The sequence below is a fragment of the Acinetobacter sp. GN11 genome (assembly GCF_054823985.1).
On record NZ_JRVL01000128.1, the window covers coordinates 1 to 17,321 of the forward strand.

Below are 17,321 nucleotides of genomic sequence, written 5' to 3' on the forward strand. Positions count from 1 at the left end.
TTAGAGGGTGTGTGTCAGGTGTTCATCATCATGTATTTTTTGAATATCGTTTTTAATTATTGATATATAAGTATTTTAATTTTACCTCTAAGCTGTAAGTTTGTTTGATGTTTGCTTTTTACCAAAAGATAAAAACTTATAAGGAAAAGTTATTTATAAAAACCTGATAAGCAACTCATATTTTTTTATTTTTCATTATAAAGCCGGCTGCATACCATGAGCTTATATTATTGAAAGATCATGAAATTATGAGCACAAAGACCAAACCGTTGATTATCACGGCAATTGTGGTTGTAGCAATTGTTGCATTTATCGTATGGCAAAATAAGAAAGACAATAATACAAGTGCTTCAGTTGGTGACAGCAAACCAGTCATCATTGCTTATCAAACAGGGGTTGACCCAAGCAAAGTAGCGCAGGCCAATGGGGAATATGAAAAGCATAGTGAACGTAACATTCAATGGAAAAAATTTGATGCGGGTTCAGACGTTGTAAACGCTCTGGCTTCAGGCGATGTTGTGCTTGGCAATATTGGATCAAGTCCACTTGCTGCTGCTGCGAGCCGTGATTTACCGATTGAAGTATTTTTAATTACTTCAAAACTTGGTGCATCTGAAGCATTGGTAGTAAGTAATAAATCAGGCATTAAAAGCCCTCAAGATTTAATCGGCAAAACTATTGCTGTACCGTTTGTGTCAACCACACATTACAGCCTTTTGTCCGCGCTTAAACACTGGAACATTCCAGAAGACAAAGTAAAAATTATTAACTTGCGTCCACCAGAAATTTCAGCTGCTTGGGAGCGTGGTGATATCGATGCAGCCTATGTGTGGGAACCTGCTTTAAGTAAAGCCAAAGCATCAGGCACAGTTTTAACCGATTCAAAACAAGTCGGTGAATGGGGTGCTCCAACTTATGATTTATGGGTTGTACGTAAAGACTTTGCAGAGAAAAATCCTGATTTCTTAAAAGCTTTTGTTAAAACCACACTGGAGCAACTTGAAAAATATAATCAAGACCCAGCGGTTTACGTTAAAGATGCCGATAACGTGCAAAAAATTGCGCAGTTAACGGGTTCTGATCCAAAAGATATCCCGCTTTTATTAAGTGGAAATATTTACCTCGACCATGCTCAGCAAAAACAAACTTTAGATGGTGAGTTTGCACAAAATATTTTTGATACAGCGAAGTTCTTAAAAGGTCAGGGCAAAGTCGATCAACTTAAAGCCGATTATAAAGGCAATGTGAATTCTTCATTTTTGCAGCCTTAAGGAGTTGTCATGAGTGTACTTGAAGCCAAACATATTCATCTGACTTTTCCTAAACAGCAAAAGCCAGTTCTACAAGACATTAACCTAACGATTGAAGAAGGTTCTTTAACCGTCATTTTAGGAGAGTCGGGTTGTGGTAAAACAACTTTGCTTAATATCTTGGCAGGGTTTCAAAAGCCGAGTTCAGGTGATGTGGTTGTAAATCATGAAGTGGTAAATGGACCAGATGTAACCCGCGCTGTCGTGTTTCAGGATCATGCACTCCTTCCTTGGTTGAATGTTGCAGATAATGTTGGCTTCGCTTTGCAGTTAAAAGGTTTAAAGCGCACGGATATCGAAGCACAAGTGAACGCAATTTTAAAAATTGTAGGTTTAAGTCACGTTGAAAAAGCCAATATCTGGGAACTTTCCGGTGGTATGAAACAACGTGTTGGTATTGCCAGAGCTTTGATTAGTCATGCGCCGTTTATTTTGTTAGATGAACCTTTTGCGGCATTAGACGCTTTTACACGTGAAAACATGCAGCAGTTAGTGCTCGATTTATGGATTCAACAAAATAAAAGCTTCTTTTTAATTACTCATGATATTGAAGAAGCATTATTGCTCAGCAATCAGTTAGTACTGATGACAGCGCATCCGGGCAAAATTGTAGAAACTCTACATCTCGATTTTGCTAATCGATATCGTCAGGGCGAGTCTATTCGCTCAATTAAATCGGACCCACAATTTATTCAGCTCAGAGAACAGTTATTTGAAAGTTTAAGAGCACAAAAGCAAAGCGGTAAGGAGGCGTTAACCACATGAGTACTAAAGATAACGTCTATGAATATGACAAAGCAGGGCTAAAACTTAAGCCAGATGTGCAAACAGAAAAAGCCTCGATTTTACTGTCATTTTTTGAGAAGCATCGCACTTTGGCGGTCAGCATAATTAGTGTGGGAAGTGTAGTTGCACTCTGGTTTCTCATTACTGCTTTGCATGTCGTACCTGAATTGTTTTTACCGAGCCCACAGGCAGTCTGGCAAAAATTTATATCGGTCAGCCAAGAAGGCTTTATGAAGGCAACTTTGTGGCAACACTTAGCAGCCAGTATCTCTCGTGTGTTTTTAGCCTTGATTGCTGCCGTGGTGATTGGTGTACCAGTGGGCTTATGGATGGGTCTGAACAAATGGGTTCGCGCTGTTCTAGATCCTTTGGTTGAATTATTACGTCCAATCCCACCGTTAGCTTATTTGCCCTTACTCGTGATTTGGTTCGGTATTGGCGAAACCACAAAAGTACTTTTGATTTTCTTCTCGATTTTGGCGCCTGTCATTATTAGTAGTGCGCATGGTGTGTTAAGCCATCAGCTTAATCGTGAACGTGCGGCATTGTCGCTAGGGGCAAGTCAGGCACAAGTATTTTGGCATGTCATTTTACCGACGGCGTTACCTCATATTATTACCGGTATTCGTATTGGTCTCGGGGTGGGCTGGTCAACATTAGTTGCAGCAGAGTTGGTTGCAGCGGACCGTGGTATTGGTTTTATGGTGCAATCGGCAGCACAGTTCTTAATTACCGATACGGTGATTCTGGGCATTATTGTGATTGCGATTGTCGCAGTTAGTTTTGAGCTGTTTTTACGTTGGTTACAAAAACAGTTTTCTCCTTGGTATGGTCAGCAGTTGTAGTAAAGAAGATGAATACAGTAGTAGCAAACTTAAATATTGAAGTGATCAAGCCTACCATTGGCGCAATTATTCACGATATTGATTTGAATGCGTTAAATGAAAAGACGACGCAACAAATCCAGCAGGCTTTGCTTGATCATCAGGTCATTTTTTTTCGAAAGCAACAATTAGCACCGCAAGCACAAGCAGACTTGGCACGTAGTTTTGGCAGCTTACATGTGCACCCGATTTATCCTTCAATTGAAGATGTACCTGAAGTGATGGTGCTCGACAGTTGGAAACAAGATTTGCGTGACAATGAACTTTGGCACACAGATGTGACTTTTAGTAAAAATCCACCTTTAGGTTGTGTGTTGCAAGCCATTAAAATTCCACCTGTAGGCGGTGACACGTTGTGGTCGAGCAATACTGCAGCTTTTAAAGGGCTTCCGCTTGAGTTACAGCACAAATTACGTGGCTTAACTGCAACACACGATATTCGTAAGTCTTTTCCACTTGAACGTTTTGCCCATAACGCAGAAGAACGTGAAAAGCTTTTGCAAACATTTAAACGTAACCCGCCAGTGGTTCACCCAGTTGTGCGTAGCCATCCGGTTACAGGTGAGCCTTTGTTGTTTGTAAGCGAGGGTTTTACCACTCGAATTAATGAGTTATCTGAACAAGAAAGCGAGCAATTACTTAATTTCTTGTTTGAACATGCAACCCAAGAGCAATTTCATTTGCGTTGGAAGTGGCAAGATGGTGATATCGCGATTTGGGATAACCGTTGTACGCAACATAAAGCATTATTTGATTATGGCGATGCTCATCGCATCATGCACCGTGCAACCATTAACGGTGATGTGCCATTTTATAAAAGTGAACAACAGCCAGAATTAGCTGAAGTTTAATTCTTTGGTTTTCAGCCGTTTCAATTCCAACGCAGCGTTTTGAGTTGGAATTGAAACAATAGCTCTTTAGCGCATTCCAAATCCTGACAATATGCCTGTGTAACTCTTTACAGGAGGTGAGGCCCAATCACCAACTTTGCTGGTTTTTAAATTTAACTGAACTAACATTTCAGCTTGTTTAACTGCTGCTGCAACGCCGTCAATAACAATCACTCCCAATTCGTTTTGTAGTTTTAGGCATAAATCACTCATACCTGCACAGCCCAAAACAATTGCATCGCTTTTATCTTCTACCAGTGCTTTTTTGCACTCATCTCGTATGGTTCGATAAGCATCTGAGTCAGGAAGCTCCAACTCTTCAACTGCGATGTGACAAGCTCGAACATTTTTACAAAAGGGCTGAGCCCCATAGCGATGAGCCAGATGCCAACTCATATTCACTGTGCGTTGTAAGGTTGTGACCACACTAAAACCAGTACTAACGTAACTTGCAGTTCTCATAGCTGCTTCTGCAATCCCAATCACAGGCGCTGAAGTCATTTCACGGGCAGCATAAAGCGCAGGGTCACCAAAACAGGCAATAACATAAGCATTTACACCTAGAAATTCACCTTGGCGAATTTCCTCCAGCACACCTACTGCACTTAATGCTTCATCATAATAACTTTCAATCGTAGCAGGGCCCATTTGAGGACTCACTGCAATAATTTGAGTACCAGAACCTGCGACTATCTTTGCTGATGCAGCAATTTTATCTGTCATGCTTTGAGTAGTATTGGGATTAATAATTTTAATTTTCATTGTACTTTTACCTTCGTCATTGCCGATTTAGCATGGGCAATCGGTTGGTTAAGAAATCGGTAAATCACAAAACCGAATCCCATCCCAATAAACCATGTGAAATTAGCAAGAGCAGATAATTGTGGTAACAGCACACATAGAATAGGAATTAATGAAGCTGGAATTAAGGCATAAAAGGCAGAGAGGTTATAACCATTTTTGTACCAATACAAACCTTTGGTATCTAAGGTATATAAATCATCTACTTCGATTTTTTGTTTTTTAACAAGATAAAAATCGGCTAGCAATACACCAAAAAGTGGGCCAATAAATGCACCTAAAATATCAATGGTGTAATGGATCACTTGAGGGTTATTAAACAAATTCCATGGGGTAATGAAAATCGAACCAACTGCTGCAATCATTCCACCCATGCGCCAGCTAATTTTGCTCGGTGAAACGTTGGAAAAATCAAAGGCAGGTGAAACAAAGTTAGCGACAATATTAATCCCGATGGTGGCAATCATTAAGGTTAAACTGCCTAAAATCACCACAAAGGTGTTATCAAGTTTGCCAACCATCTCGACAGGGTCTGTAATGAGCTTGCCGTAGACTGGAAGCGTTGCCGCAATACACACCACAGTAAGTAAAGAAAAGCCTAAGAAATTAATCGGTAGTCCAAGAAAGTTACCCATTTTAATGGCATTAAAACTTTTGCCATAACGAGAGAAGTCACCAAAGTTCAGCATCGGCCCTGAAAAATATGAAACAACAAGCGCAATAGCCCCAATCATGACAGGTACAACCGCAAAACCGTCGTATTGAACACCGCTCAAGTTTAAATCAATATTTTGCCAGCCAGCTTTCCAGATCAGCCAGACTGCCATCGCAAACATCACAACGTAGACAGCCGGACCTGCCCAGTCAATAAACTTACGAATGCTGTCCATGCCAGACCAAAAAACAATCGCTTGAAGTAGCCAAAGCAGCATAAAGCCAACCCATCCTAAATAGGAAAGCCCAAGAAAGCCGTAATTTGAAACATCGGCATAGACCGACCATTCTGGAAAGAACTTTAAAATGACCAATAAAAAGGCACTGGAGGCCAAATAGGTTTGAATGCCATACCATGCGACAGCAATAAGACCACGAATAACGGCAGGAATATTTGCACCAAGCACACCGAAGGTTGCGCGGCAAATAACAGGATAGGGCGTGCCAGTTTGTTGGCTAGACTTGGCAATGAGGTTTGTAAAAAACTGAACTATGGCAATGCCGATGAGTAAAGATAAAAGTACCTGCCAGCTATTGAGTCCTAGTGCAAAAAGGCTCCCAGCCATGACATAACCGCCGACACTATGAACATCAGACATCCAGAAAGCAAAAATATTATAAGCCCCCCATGTTTGCTTCTTTAAAGGAGCCAAGTCTTGATTTGTCAGTTTTGCATCATAAGAAGGTTTAATTATTGCTTCGGTATTATTCATCTTGAACACTCACTTCCTTAAAATGGAGGCACTTTCAGCAGCATTGTTGTTCTGTCTAAAAGAATGAAATTAAAATTGTGTACAATGTGATATTTAAATTGTGCACAATTTTAGTTGAGCAAAAGTTATGCCAAATTTATGAAGTAGCGCTTATGAGTCGTTTAAACTAGTATGGATTTTGGATATGCAGAGACAGATTTATAAAATGAGAAGTGCTTAATTTTTTATAAAAAGTAAGTAAATTTAGCTGTATAAGTGGATATTTAGAGGTCTAATATTGAATTATTCAGTTCAGCATAGATGGTGTGAAAACAAGAGCAATATTCCAAAACACTTAAGTTAAACTTACACTATTGTCATTAGATAAAGTTTTAAAAAGAGGGGCATCAATAAAAATGGAGAGATCAATGCCATCGAATGCACCAAAAAAAGCCGTAGAAATGAGCAATGATGAAATTGATGACCATATATATAACGCTATTGTAGATGCTATTTTAAATCGACAACTTGCCCCTGGCGCACGTTTAGTTGAAGCACCTTTGTGTGAAGCATTCGGTGTAACGCGAGGAGTGTTAAGACGTGTTTTCGTTAAACTTGCACATGATAAGGTCATCGAAATTCAGCCCAATCGTGGAGCACTCATCGCAAAACATAGTGCTCATGAAACAAAAGAGGTCTTTGAAGCACGCAGCATGCTTGAAATCGCTACTGTAAAAAAGCTAGCTCAAAAGTCACATAACCTAGATTTTAGTGAGCTTCGAGGTTTAGTAGATCAAGAGTCTCATGAGCGTTTAGCTGGCAATTGGGCCGAGTGGATTAAGCTATCAGGGCAATTTCATTTAAAGCTGATTGAAGCAAATCAAAATACGATTATGACCAGTTATTTGCAGACGCTTATTGCAAGGACTTCGTTATTAATTGGGTTATATGAAATTCCCAAACATAATAATTGTTCGGCAGATGAACATCGTGCAATTTTAAATGCCATTGAGCAAGGCGATGAAAAGCGAGCAACTCAATTGATGGAAGAGCATTTAGAACACTACGCGACGACATTTGTTGAAGAAGACAGCACAGCAACAGCAGAGCAAAATTTATTAAATTTATTTAAAAATAAGAAAATTGAAACCATTTAAACTAACTAAAAAATAATGGGCCAATTCTTCTGGAAAAGGCCCAGATTGGTTATTTTATAGGAATGATTTGATGCGTTAAAAAATCAATAAATAGTTTTACTTTCTTCGATAAAATCTTACGGTTTGGCCATGTGACATATAAGTGAAGTGGCTGACTGGTGTAGTCCTCCAAACATTTCTGTAATTTACCTTCTTTGTAGTAAGGCTCTGCAATAAACTCTGGAAGAAAGACGATACCGTGATCTTTCAAGCACATATCTAATAATAATTCACCATTATTACAGGTCATGACTGGGAAGCAATTAAAGGACACTTCTTTTTGATCTTTTTGGAAAATCAGTTTTTTATGTCGACTGTCTTGATAGTAAATCAGAAACTTATGTTCTTTAAGTTCTTCTAAAGAGGTTGGTAATCCATGCTGATTGAAATACTCAGGTGTCGCATATAGATAGCGCTGATAGGTATTTAATATTTTACTATTTGCTAAGTTTGGAGGAGAGCCATCTACGCGAATGGTTAAATCAAATTTATTATTATTCATGTCTAGTAGTTGATCAGTCATGAATAGATCGATTTTGATGCTGGGATATTTCTCAATAAAGTCTGAAATGATATTTTGAAGAAAAATATTGCTAAAAGACATTGGTGTATTGAGCTTGAGTTCGCCTTCTGGGTACTGCTGATTATAGCTAATTTCGTAGGCAGCCCATTCAAACTCACTTAAAATGACTTTACTATGCTGATAAAACTTTTCTCCACAAGAGGTGAGGTTCATCTGTCTTGTGGTTCGGGTTAACAGAGTAGTTTTTAGGTCATTTTCGAGGTAGCAAACACGTTTGGCCACTAAATCACGTGAGATGTCGAGTGCTCTGGCTGCGCTACTAAAATTCCCATGTTCTACGACACTTACAAAAGTGGAAATACAGTCTAATCGATCCATGGTTAAGCAAAAGTTAAAAAAATATATATCAATGATTAAACTATAAAAATTAAAAAGCAATCATTGATTTTATTGTATTCGTACAGCATACAGATTCGTGCTGATTTGCTGTCTATGCTTTTACATTTTTATCTGTTTTGATAATGACCAGTAAGCAATTTTAATGCATTACTCATAAGGAATAATGGAGTTTACCCATGAATAAGTCACTTTTAGAACAATTATCACCAACCAATTGTCAGGTTATTTTTATTGATCATCAGCCACAAATGGCTTTTGGGGTACAGTCAATAGATCGCCAAGTATTAAAAAATAATACTGTAGGGTTAGCAAAAGCAGCTAAAACATTCAATATTCCTGTCACCATTACCACGGTTGAAACTGAAAGCTTCTCTGGTCATACCTATCCAGAACTTTTAGATGTATTTCCAGATGCACCATTACTAGAACGTACTTCAATGAATTCATGGGATGACCAAAAAGTACGTGATTCACTTGCAAAAAATAATCGTAAAAAAGTGATTGTTTCAGGTTTATGGACTGAAGTGTGCAATAACACTTTTGCTTTCGGTGCTATGCTGGAAGGCGATTATGAAATTTATATGGTTGCAGATGCTTCTGGTGGTACATCAAAAGAAGCACACGATTATTCTATGCAACGTATGATTCAAGCAGGCGTTGTTCCAGTAACTTGGCAACAAGTCTTACTTGAATGGCAACGTGATTGGGCACATCGTGATACGTACGATCAAGTGATGGCAATTGTACGTGAACACTCTGGTGCTTACGGTATGGGCGTTGATTATGCCTATACGATGGTACATAAGGCGCCTGAACGTACCGCATCAAAACACGAAGTACTTGCACCAGTTCCTGCAAAATAAGCAATAGTTGAGTTAAGGGTATTTCGATATTTAAGTTGATTTATTCGATTTTTGACTATATTGGATAAGTGGAAAAGCCATCTGCAACTGTTCGAGGCAGGACAAAATCTGAAAAGATTGTAATTGAACGAGTTTTGCAGATCTTGCGCTGCCTTAAGGGCAGCTCAGGTTTTGGTTACTTTTCCCGAAAGAAAAGTAACAGAATTAACTCCTCTTATTGGATGTAAAACGGTCAGACTCCGTCGTGTAAAATCAAAAAGAATAATGAAATATATATGTTGCTATACCTTTATTTTTTAGAACGATAATTCACAAGAATGGAGTTCAGAATGACCGAAATAAACCTCATACTCATAAACGGTAAAATCACAACACTAGATCCTCAGAATCCCGAAGTACAAGCAATTGCGGTTGCAGATGGTAAAGTCGTACGTACGGGTACAAATGATGAGGTTATGAAGCTCGCAACACCTACAAGCAAAGTCGTAGACTTAAATGGTCGTCGCGTTATACCGGGTCTAAATGACAGTCATCTGCATATTATTCGTGGTGGCCTAAATTACAATATGGAACTGCGCTGGGAAGGTGTACCATCCGTTGCTGATGCACTACGCTTACTTAAAGAGCAAGCAGATAATACGCCAGCTCCACAATGGGTCCGTGTAGTAGGCGGTTGGACTGAGTTCCAGTTTGCTGAAAAGCGTTTACCGACTTTAGAGGAAATTAATAAAGCTGCGCCAGATACTCCTGTATTCGTTTTACATTTATATGCCAGTGCCTTGTTGAACCGAGCTGCGCTTGATGTATTAGGCTTTAACAAAGACACACCGGACCCACCGGGTGGCAAGATTGTACGAGATGAAAAGGGTGAGCCAACTGGTCTATTGCTCGCAACTCCATCCGCTATGATTTTATATTCGACCTTAGGTAAAGCGCCGAAATTGCCAGTTGAAGATCAAGTCAATTCAACTCGTCATTTCATGCGTGAGTTGAACCGATTAGGTATTACGTCAGCAATTGATGCGGGTGGCGGTGGTCAAAACTACCCTGAAGATTATGATGTGATTAAGCAATTGCACGATCAAAATCAGATGACAGTGCGAATTGCTTACAACTTATTTGCTCAGAAGGCAGGTCAAGAGCTTGATGATTATCGCCGCTGGACAGAAATGACATTTCCGGGCGATGGTGATGAACTATTTAGAATGAATGGAGCAGGTGAGAACCTGACGTGGTCAGCGGGTGACTTTGAAGACTTCTATGAGCCACGTCCGGATTTACCGGAAAAAATGGAAGGTGAACTCGAAGCCATTGTAGAGCACTTGGCTGAAAAGAAATGGCCATTCCGTATTCATGCAACCTATGATGAAAGTATTAATCGTTTGCTCAATGTATTTGAAAAAGTAAATTCAAAACAGCCATTTGCAACTCGATTTATTATTGACCATGCCGAAACTGTATCTGAGCGGAATATTGAACGTATTGGTGCGTTGGGTGGTGGTATCGCCATTCAACACCGTATGGCATATCAAGGTGAGATTTTCGTAAAACGCTATGGCGCCGAGGCTGCTCAGGAAACGCCACCAGTTAAGAAAATGTTAGAACTTGGTGTTCCTGTGGGCGCTGGAACAGATGCAACACGTGTTGCATCTTATAACCCTTGGGTGTGTTTATATTGGCTAAGTACCGGTAAAACAGTCGGCGGCTTACCTTTGTATGATGAAAAGAATCTCTTAGATCGCCAAACTGCACTTTATCTCTGGACCAAAGGTTCTGCATGGTTTTCAGGTGAAAAAGATGTCAAAGGTTCATTAACAGCAGGGGAACTTGCCGACTTGGTTGTACTGTCCGATGACTACTTCAAAGTGGAAGCAGAAGATATCCAGTGGATTGAGTCTGTACTCACTGTTTTAGGCGGAAAAGTGGTATATGCAGGCGCAGAGTTTAAGCAAGACGATCCACCATTACCGCCAGCATCTCCAACATGGTCGCCAGTAAAACGCTTTGGTGGTCAGTGGCGTTTATCCGAAAATCGTAATGCACCTTCGAATCAATCATTACAGTCACAAAGTGCATTGTGTGAATGTGCTAGCAGTTGTGGCATGCATGGGCATAGTCACTCTTGGATGCTTGATGTTCCTGTAAATGATAAGGATAAAAAATCTTTCTGGGGTGCACTCGGGTGTTCTTGTTTTGCATTTTAAATAAAACAGTATGGGAACCTGCCTCGTTAAATGGCTTGCTTCCCTAAGGTATGTACGATGAAAATGTACTTGTTATCTTTGGCTGTAGGGTTGCTCGTTGGTGTCTTATATTACGTTTTAAATGTTAAGTCACCAGCTCCACCTCTTGTTGCATTAGTCGGTTTATTAGGCATGGTAATAGGAGAGCAACTCCTTCCTTTTATCAAATCCTATTTTTAACCCAGTTCATAAATAAAAAGCTAAATGGTATTGCGCCATTTAGCTTTTTATTTATGAGAATCTTAGATTATTTTATTCGTTGACCTTGTTCATCAATGATTACTTCGCCATCTTCTTTTGCAAAATAGCCTAAGTTTTGTGAATCTAAAATGTCTAGTACAACTTCAGACGGGCGGCAAAGTCGCGTGCCTTTTGGTGTAACTACAAATGGGCGATTAATTAAAATTGGATATTGCACCATAAAATCAATTAACTGCTCATCTGTCCAGTTGTCTTGTTCCAACTCTAAATCTTTATATGGATCAACATTTTTACGAATGGCTTCACGTACAGTTAAGTTTGAATCCTTAATGAGTTGAATAAGCTCATCTTTACTTGGCGGTGTTTTTAAATATTCAATAACACTGGGTTCAATCCCAGCATGACGAATAAGTGCCAATGTATTTCTCGAGGTTCCGCAAGCAGGGTTATGGTAAATCTTCACTAGCTCAGTCATGGGAAATTCAGGGTCGAATTAAGATATTGCATTTATATATGGATATCCGTATATTTGCAATAACGAATATATTCTGTTGAAGATATGATCAACCAAGTCGATTTCTTTAAATGTCTATCTGACCAAACTCGGTTAAACATTCTTAAATTAGTTCTAAATAAACAAAATATTTGTGTCTGTGAGCTAACTGAACAACTGGATTTGAGCCAACCTAAAATTTCCAGACATTTAGCTTTACTGCGTACCCACGGTATTTTACTAGACACGCGGCAAGGGCAATGGGTGTATTACAGTGTCAACCCTGATTTACCAAGTTGGGCCGTTGAAGTTTTGAAAATTATAGGAAACCAAGATGAAAGTTTAGTGAATCAATCATCTTCACAGTTTTCTTCTATTTCAACTTATTGTGAGTAAGACCATGAAGTTCTTATTTTTATGCACTGGAAACAGTTGCCGTAGCATTTTGTCAGAAGTTTTATTTAACAGTCGTGCACCAGAAGGTTGGAAAGCTTACAGCGCTGGCAGTAAACCATCAGGACATGTTCATCCATTAACCATTGAAACTCTTGAAAATTTAGGTCTTTCAACAGAAGGCTTATGGAGTAAAAATATCGATGATTGTGAACAATATCAACCAGATGTTGTGATTACAGTTTGTGATGCTGCTGCTCAAGAAGCATGTCCACTTTATTTAGGTGGCGCAATCAAAGCACATTGGGGACTGAGTGACCCATCACATCTTGATTTGCCAAAAGAAGAAAAACTCAAAGCTTTTCAATATACAGTGAATCATATTAATCGTCGTTTAGATGCCTTGTTTGCTTTAGATGTGGCACATTTAAATCGGTCACATTTGATTGCTGAGATTAATAAAATCTCTAATATTGAGTAAGAGAGCCGAGATGACTAAGCAAAAGCTTTCTTTTTTAGACCGGAACCTAACGCTATGGATTTTTATTGCCATGGGTTTAGGTGTGGCAATAGGTGTTTTTTTCCCTCAGGCCTCGGTTTCTTTGAATCAGATGAGTGTGGATAACGTTAATATTCCAATCGCAATCGGCTTAATTTTAATGATGTATCCGCCTTTAGCAAAGGTAGATTATGCTGCGTTACCAGAAGTATTTAAAGATAAGAAAACCTTAACTTTATCGTTGGTACAGAACTGGATTATTGCTCCAGTTTTAATGTTTATCCTTGCGATTGTTTTCTTACATAGCTATCCGGAGTATATGACTGGCCTTATTTTGATTGGCTTGGCACGTTGTATTGCAATGGTATTGGTCTGGAATGGTTTGGCCTGTGGGGATAACCAATATGTTGCTGCTTTAGTTGCTTTTAACAGTATCTTCCAAATTCTGTTCTTTAGCACTTATGCATGGCTTTTCTTAACTTTCTTGCCGCCGTATTTTGGTGTGGCAGGGCAAGTCATTGATGTGAATTTTTGGACCATTACCCATGCTGTGTTGGTGTATTTAGGTATTCCATTTTTAATGGGTTTCCTCACGCGATTCATTTTAGTGAAAGCAAAAGGATTAGATTGGTATCAAACTAAATTCTTGCCAAAAATCAGTCCAATTAGTTTGATTGCATTACTTTTTACCATTGTGGCGATGTTCAGCTTAAAAGGGGGTGATGTGGTGAGCTTACCTCTAGATGTACTGCGAATTGCGATTCCACTGACGATTTACTTTGTGGTGATGTTCTTCATTAGCTTCTTTATGAGTAAACGTATGGGGAATAACTACTCACGTACCACTGCCATTTCCTTTACCGCTGCGGGTAACAACTTTGAGCTCGCGTTAGCCGTTGCTATTGCAACATTTGGTTTAGCGTCACCTGTAGCATTTACCACAGTGATAGGACCATTGGTTGAAGTTCCGGTTTTAATTTCACTCGTTTCAGTTTCTCTTTGGCTCAAGAAAAAGTATTTCTCCCATGAACAGTCTTAACAATGATTTATCAAATGTAGCGTTAAATCTTTTAGATAAGCCTACCTTTGAACAAGTGCAAGCACAGCAACTTGAACATCCACCACGCATTCTATTGCTATATGGTTCTAATCGTGAGCGTTCTTATAGCCGTTTTGCTGTGTTGACGGCTGGACGAATTCTTGAATATTTAGGTGCGGAGGTCAAAATTTTTCATCCTAAAGGTTTACCTTTACCAGAGGATGCAGAAACAGATCATCCGAAAGTGCAAGAGTTGCATGAGCTTTTGGCTTGGGCAGAAGGTATGGTGTGGTGTTCACCAGAACGTCATGGTGCAATGAGTTCGATTTTAAAAGCTCAGATTGATTGGATTCCCCTAGCTGGTGGAGCAATTCGTGCAACACAAGGTAAAACATTAGCTGTTATGCAGGTTAGTGGAGGTTCTCAATCTTTCAATGCTGTGAATCAAATGCGCATTTTAGGGCGCTGGATGCGTATGATTACGATCCCGAATCAGTCTTCGGTTGCTAAAGCTTTTTTAGAGTTTGAAGAAGATGGCAGCATGAAACCGTCCTCTTACTATGACCGAATTGTCGATGTAATGGAGGAACTCTATAAGTTCACTTTATTAACACGTGGACAAAAACAATATATGACAGATCGCTATTCGGAACGTAAAGAATCTGCAGAAGAATTATCTAAACGAATCAATCAAAAATAGTAGATTGATATCAATAAAAAAGTGCTCACATTAGAGCACTTTTTATTGTCTAGCTTTTACACTCAGGCCATTGTGGGCAAAAGTTTTTGCAATAGTTCAATAAAGTTTGAAACTTTAGCCGAGTTTTCATTTTCTCGTGTAATCAAGTAAATAGGAGCATTCATTTTTATAGAGTCGTCAAATTCGCGATATACAATTTCATGTTCCCAAAAGTTATGCATTGAGGCTGGCACAATCGTTATACCAATTCCAGCAGCGACTAAATTTAATGTTGCGGTAGGACGAGGTGCTTCCTGAATAATGCGTGGACTAAAGCCTGCTTGATAGCAACTATATAAAATATTGTCATATAAGCCTTGTCCTGAAGAACGACGATATAAAACAAAATTTTCATCTGATAAGTCATTTGAGCTAATTTTTTCTTTTTGTGTAAGTGGATGGCCCATAGGTAATGCCACCATCATTGGCTCATCTAATATATGAAGATGTTTTAATCCGATATCACGACTGATTGGTGCTCTTAAAAAAGCGATATCAAGTTTCTCTGAGATTAATCGATCTAATTGTTTTTGGCTGCCTGCTTCTTCAAGTTTGGTTAGTACCTTTGGATATATTTCTCGATATGACCGTAATACTAATGAAATAAGTGGGTGCAAGCCCGCGGAACTTGTAAAACCAATATTAAGTTGACCTGTTTTACCTTGGCTAACATCTTGGACTAATTTTGGAATATGTTTGGCATGTTCTAATAAAAGTTGTGCTTCTTTAAATAAGGCTAAACCCGCTTCAGTCGGTTCAATGCCACGAGGCTGGCGAATAAGTAACTGTGTACCGAGTTCTTCTTCAAGCTTTTTGAGTAAACGCGTCAAAGGCGGCTGTTGAATAAATAATCGGTTTGCAGCATGTGTGATATTTCTTTCTTCTACCACCACCACAAAGGCATGAAGCTTATGTAAATCTAGCATAGGAATACCTTTAGGGTATGGTTAGTGAAAATAAAAGCATTTGTAGATATATCATAAAAGTAGCATTCTATCTTGGTCAGATAAAGTGAAAAGTAACGAAAATGAACCATGTTGAGATTGCTGTGCAGAAGGAGAGCGTACCGACCTGCACAGAACTGTTTTTAGGTTTTTTAACATTAGGTTTAATCGGATTTGGTGGCGTATTGCCTTTAGCGCGTAAAGTCGTTGTAGAGCAACGACAGTGGCTAAGTCCTGAAAAATTCACTGAGTTACTGGGTCTGTGTCAATTTTTACCGGGCGGCAATATTATTAATTTATCTGTTGCGATTGGCATGGAGTTTCGCGGTGTCCGTGGAGCGGTGAGTTCACTGATTGGCTTGATCCTTGCGCCTACGATAATTGTTGTACTTTTACATTATGTCTATGAGCAGTTCCAAGACAACCTTATAGTTAAGCATCTTTTTGAAGGGTTAGGAGCAGCAGCAGCTGGGCTTCTGGTGGCAACTGGCTTAAAAATGTTGAAACCATTATTACGCAATCCAATAGCGATGTGTGTTGTTGTGGCAGCAATAGTTAGCATTGCTTTTCTAAAAATCTCCTTGCTTTTGACCATGCTAATTTTGTTGGCACTTTATTCAACTATTATTTGGAGACGTGTGTAATGGGCGCAGTTCTAATTACTTTAGCCATCATTTTTACTCAATTGTCTCTTATTGCATTTGGTGGCGGCAATACAATTTTGCCTGAAATGCAGCGTCAAGTAGTCGACATCCATCACTGGATGACGGCACAAGAATTTAGTGCATTATTTGCCATGGCTCAAGCAGCTCCCGGTCCAAACATGATGATTGTACCGTTGGTAGGATGGCATGTAGCAGGGTTGTCAGGTCTACTGGTAACGTCTACAGCTAAATTTTTACCTTCATCAATTATTACTGTGTTTGTAATGAGAGGCTGGTCAAAATTTAAAGATAAGAAATGGCGCCGTGTTTTACAGCTTGCTTTACAACCCGTCACTGTGGGAACTGTGCTTGCCAGTGCGTGGATTATATCTGAGGCAGCGGCAATAAATACTTTACTTGTCATTATGGTCGTCATTGCAACTTTATTATCTTTAATTAAAAAAGTTCATCCCTTGCATGTCTTGATTGCTGGGGCGGTATTTGGTGTAGTCTTACTCTAGTTTAACCAGTTTGCCGACCTGCGCTGGATGAGTTCAGGTTGGCTTTTTTTGATGAAGTAAATAATAATTAAATCTAAAAAACCGATTAAATCTATAAAAACATACTGTTTCACCTATTTTATGTTTTAACGTACTATGCATCTATTGAAAGAATTTGGATGCATTGGAGTAAAAACAGATGTTAGATCAAAACATTAAAACTCAATTAAAAGCTTACTTAGAACGTTTAGAAAGTCCAATCGAATTAGTTGCTGCTTTAGATGAATCAGATAAAGCTGCTCAAATTAAAGAATTAGTGACAGAAATCGCTGAGCTTTCTGAGAAAGTGACTGCCCGTTTTGATGGCAACAATACACGCCGTCCAAGCTTTGGTGTGGCTAAAGCAGGTGAACAACCTCGTGTGTTCTTTGCAGGCTTACCTATGGGTCATGAGTTTACATCTTTGATCTTGGCACTGTTACAGGTGTCTGGTTATGCACCTAAAGTGTCTGATGAAGTATTGAACCAGATTAAAGGCTTAAACCTCAAAGCTGACTTTGATGTGTTT

At 39.2% G+C, this 17,321-nt stretch carries 20 protein-coding genes; 15 read left to right on the forward strand and 5 right to left on the reverse strand.

Annotated features, from left to right (window positions below):
- Window positions 1–230 precede the first annotated feature (230 nt).
- The 4 genes from tauA to tauD are packed head-to-tail and all read left to right on the forward strand — an operon-like array spanning window position 231 to window position 3,831.
- Window positions 231–1,271: a taurine ABC transporter substrate-binding protein gene (gene tauA / locus NL42_RS11980; protein WP_461312912.1), complete on the forward strand. Its 1,041-nt coding sequence runs from the start codon at window positions 231–233 to the stop codon at window positions 1,269–1,271.
- A gap of 9 nt (window positions 1,272–1,280) precedes the next feature.
- Complete coding sequence (locus tag NL42_RS11985; protein WP_461312913.1) at window positions 1,281–2,075, forward strand: taurine ABC transporter ATP-binding protein; 795 nt, start codon at window positions 1,281–1,283, stop codon at window positions 2,073–2,075.
- Window positions 2,072–2,941, forward strand: coding sequence for a taurine ABC transporter permease TauC (gene tauC / locus NL42_RS11990; RefSeq protein WP_461312914.1), 870 nt, complete (start codon window positions 2,072–2,074; stop codon window positions 2,939–2,941). Before NL42_RS11985 ends, tauC begins: the two co-directional genes overlap by 4 nt.
- An 8-nt stretch (window positions 2,942–2,949) precedes the next feature.
- Window positions 2,950–3,831 (forward strand): taurine dioxygenase, encoded by an 882-nt coding sequence (gene tauD / locus NL42_RS11995; RefSeq protein ID WP_461312915.1) that lies wholly within the window; start codon window positions 2,950–2,952, stop codon window positions 3,829–3,831.
- A gap of 66 nt (window positions 3,832–3,897) precedes the next feature.
- Here the strand turns inward: tauD and NL42_RS12000 are convergent, their stop codons facing one another.
- Both NL42_RS12000 and NL42_RS12005 read right to left on the reverse strand, forming a co-directional pair.
- Window positions 3,898–4,632 (reverse strand): aspartate/glutamate racemase family protein, encoded by a 735-nt coding sequence (locus NL42_RS12000; RefSeq protein ID WP_461312916.1) that lies wholly within the window; start codon window positions 4,630–4,632, stop codon window positions 3,898–3,900.
- The gene (locus NL42_RS12005) at window positions 4,629–6,098 is read right to left on the reverse strand and encodes an NCS1 family nucleobase:cation symporter-1 (RefSeq protein WP_461312917.1); all 1,470 of its coding nucleotides are present in this window, start codon (window positions 6,096–6,098) and stop codon (window positions 4,629–4,631) included. The genes NL42_RS12000 and NL42_RS12005 overlap by 4 nt, the downstream gene beginning before the upstream one ends.
- 395 nt (window positions 6,099–6,493) lie before the next feature.
- Between NL42_RS12005 and NL42_RS12010 the strand changes: the two genes are divergently transcribed.
- Window positions 6,494–7,234 (forward strand): GntR family transcriptional regulator, encoded by a 741-nt coding sequence (locus NL42_RS12010; RefSeq protein WP_461312918.1) that lies wholly within the window; start codon window positions 6,494–6,496, stop codon window positions 7,232–7,234.
- Between the two features lie 49 nt (window positions 7,235–7,283).
- Here the strand turns inward: NL42_RS12010 and NL42_RS12015 are convergent, their stop codons facing one another.
- Window positions 7,284–8,174, reverse strand: coding sequence for a LysR family transcriptional regulator (locus tag NL42_RS12015; protein WP_461312919.1), 891 nt, complete (start codon window positions 8,172–8,174; stop codon window positions 7,284–7,286).
- Window positions 8,175–8,371: 197 nt separating this feature from the next.
- On the opposite strand from NL42_RS12015, the gene NL42_RS12020 reads away from it, so the two are divergent.
- The 3 genes from NL42_RS12020 (at window position 8,372) to NL42_RS12030 (ending at window position 11,481) form a co-directional block, all read left to right on the forward strand.
- Window positions 8,372–9,058, forward strand: a complete 687-nt coding sequence (locus NL42_RS12020) for a hydrolase (protein ID WP_461312920.1) — start codon at window positions 8,372–8,374, stop codon at window positions 9,056–9,058.
- 329 nt (window positions 9,059–9,387) lie between these two features.
- A complete protein-coding gene (locus tag NL42_RS12025; RefSeq protein ID WP_461312921.1) occupies window positions 9,388–11,262 on the forward strand; it encodes an amidohydrolase in 1,875 nt (624 codons plus the stop codon).
- 57 nt (window positions 11,263–11,319) lie between these two features.
- Window positions 11,320–11,481, forward strand: a complete 162-nt coding sequence (locus NL42_RS12030) for a DUF1427 family protein (RefSeq protein ID WP_000784879.1) — start codon at window positions 11,320–11,322, stop codon at window positions 11,479–11,481.
- Between the two features lie 67 nt (window positions 11,482–11,548).
- On the opposite strand, the gene arsC is transcribed toward NL42_RS12030, so the two are convergent.
- Window positions 11,549–11,977: an arsenate reductase (glutaredoxin) gene (arsC, locus tag NL42_RS12035; protein ID WP_461312922.1), complete on the reverse strand. Its 429-nt coding sequence runs from the start codon at window positions 11,975–11,977 to the stop codon at window positions 11,549–11,551.
- 84 nt (window positions 11,978–12,061) lie between these two features.
- Here arsC and NL42_RS12040 point away from each other — a divergent pair, with 84 nt between their 5' ends.
- Genes NL42_RS12040 through arsH form a run of 4 tightly spaced genes read left to right on the forward strand, consistent with a single transcriptional unit; the run spans window position 12,062 to window position 14,626 of the window.
- Window positions 12,062–12,391: a metalloregulator ArsR/SmtB family transcription factor gene (locus NL42_RS12040; RefSeq protein ID WP_250374289.1), complete on the forward strand. Its 330-nt coding sequence runs from the start codon at window positions 12,062–12,064 to the stop codon at window positions 12,389–12,391.
- A gap of 4 nt (window positions 12,392–12,395) precedes the next feature.
- Entirely contained in the window at window positions 12,396–12,869 is a 474-nt protein-coding gene (locus tag NL42_RS12045) for an arsenate reductase ArsC (protein ID WP_461312923.1), read from the forward strand.
- A 10-nt stretch (window positions 12,870–12,879) separates the two neighbouring features.
- Complete coding sequence (gene arsB / locus NL42_RS12050) at window positions 12,880–13,926, forward strand: ACR3 family arsenite efflux transporter (protein WP_461312924.1); 1,047 nt, start codon at window positions 12,880–12,882, stop codon at window positions 13,924–13,926.
- Entirely contained in the window at window positions 13,913–14,626 is a 714-nt protein-coding gene (gene arsH / locus NL42_RS12055; RefSeq protein ID WP_461312925.1) for an arsenical resistance protein ArsH, read from the forward strand. Before arsB ends, arsH begins: the two co-directional genes overlap by 14 nt.
- 62 nt (window positions 14,627–14,688) lie before the next feature.
- Here the strand turns inward: arsH and NL42_RS12060 are convergent, their stop codons facing one another.
- On the reverse strand, window positions 14,689–15,591 hold the full coding sequence (locus NL42_RS12060; protein WP_461312926.1) for a LysR family transcriptional regulator: 903 nt from the start codon (window positions 15,589–15,591) through the stop codon (window positions 14,689–14,691).
- Window positions 15,592–15,692: 101 nt separating this feature from the next.
- Here NL42_RS12060 and NL42_RS12065 point away from each other — a divergent pair, with 101 nt between their 5' ends.
- The 3 genes from NL42_RS12065 to NL42_RS12075 all read left to right on the forward strand — a co-directional run.
- A complete protein-coding gene (locus NL42_RS12065) occupies window positions 15,693–16,253 on the forward strand; it encodes a chromate transporter (protein WP_461312927.1) in 561 nt (186 codons plus the stop codon).
- On the forward strand, window positions 16,253–16,774 hold the full coding sequence (locus NL42_RS12070; RefSeq protein ID WP_461312928.1) for a chromate transporter: 522 nt from the start codon (window positions 16,253–16,255) through the stop codon (window positions 16,772–16,774). The genes NL42_RS12065 and NL42_RS12070 overlap by 1 nt, the downstream gene beginning before the upstream one ends.
- Before the next feature lie 178 nt (window positions 16,775–16,952).
- The coding region (locus NL42_RS12075; protein ID WP_461312929.1) for an alkyl hydroperoxide reductase at window positions 16,953–17,321 on the forward strand (369 nt) is incomplete at its 3' end.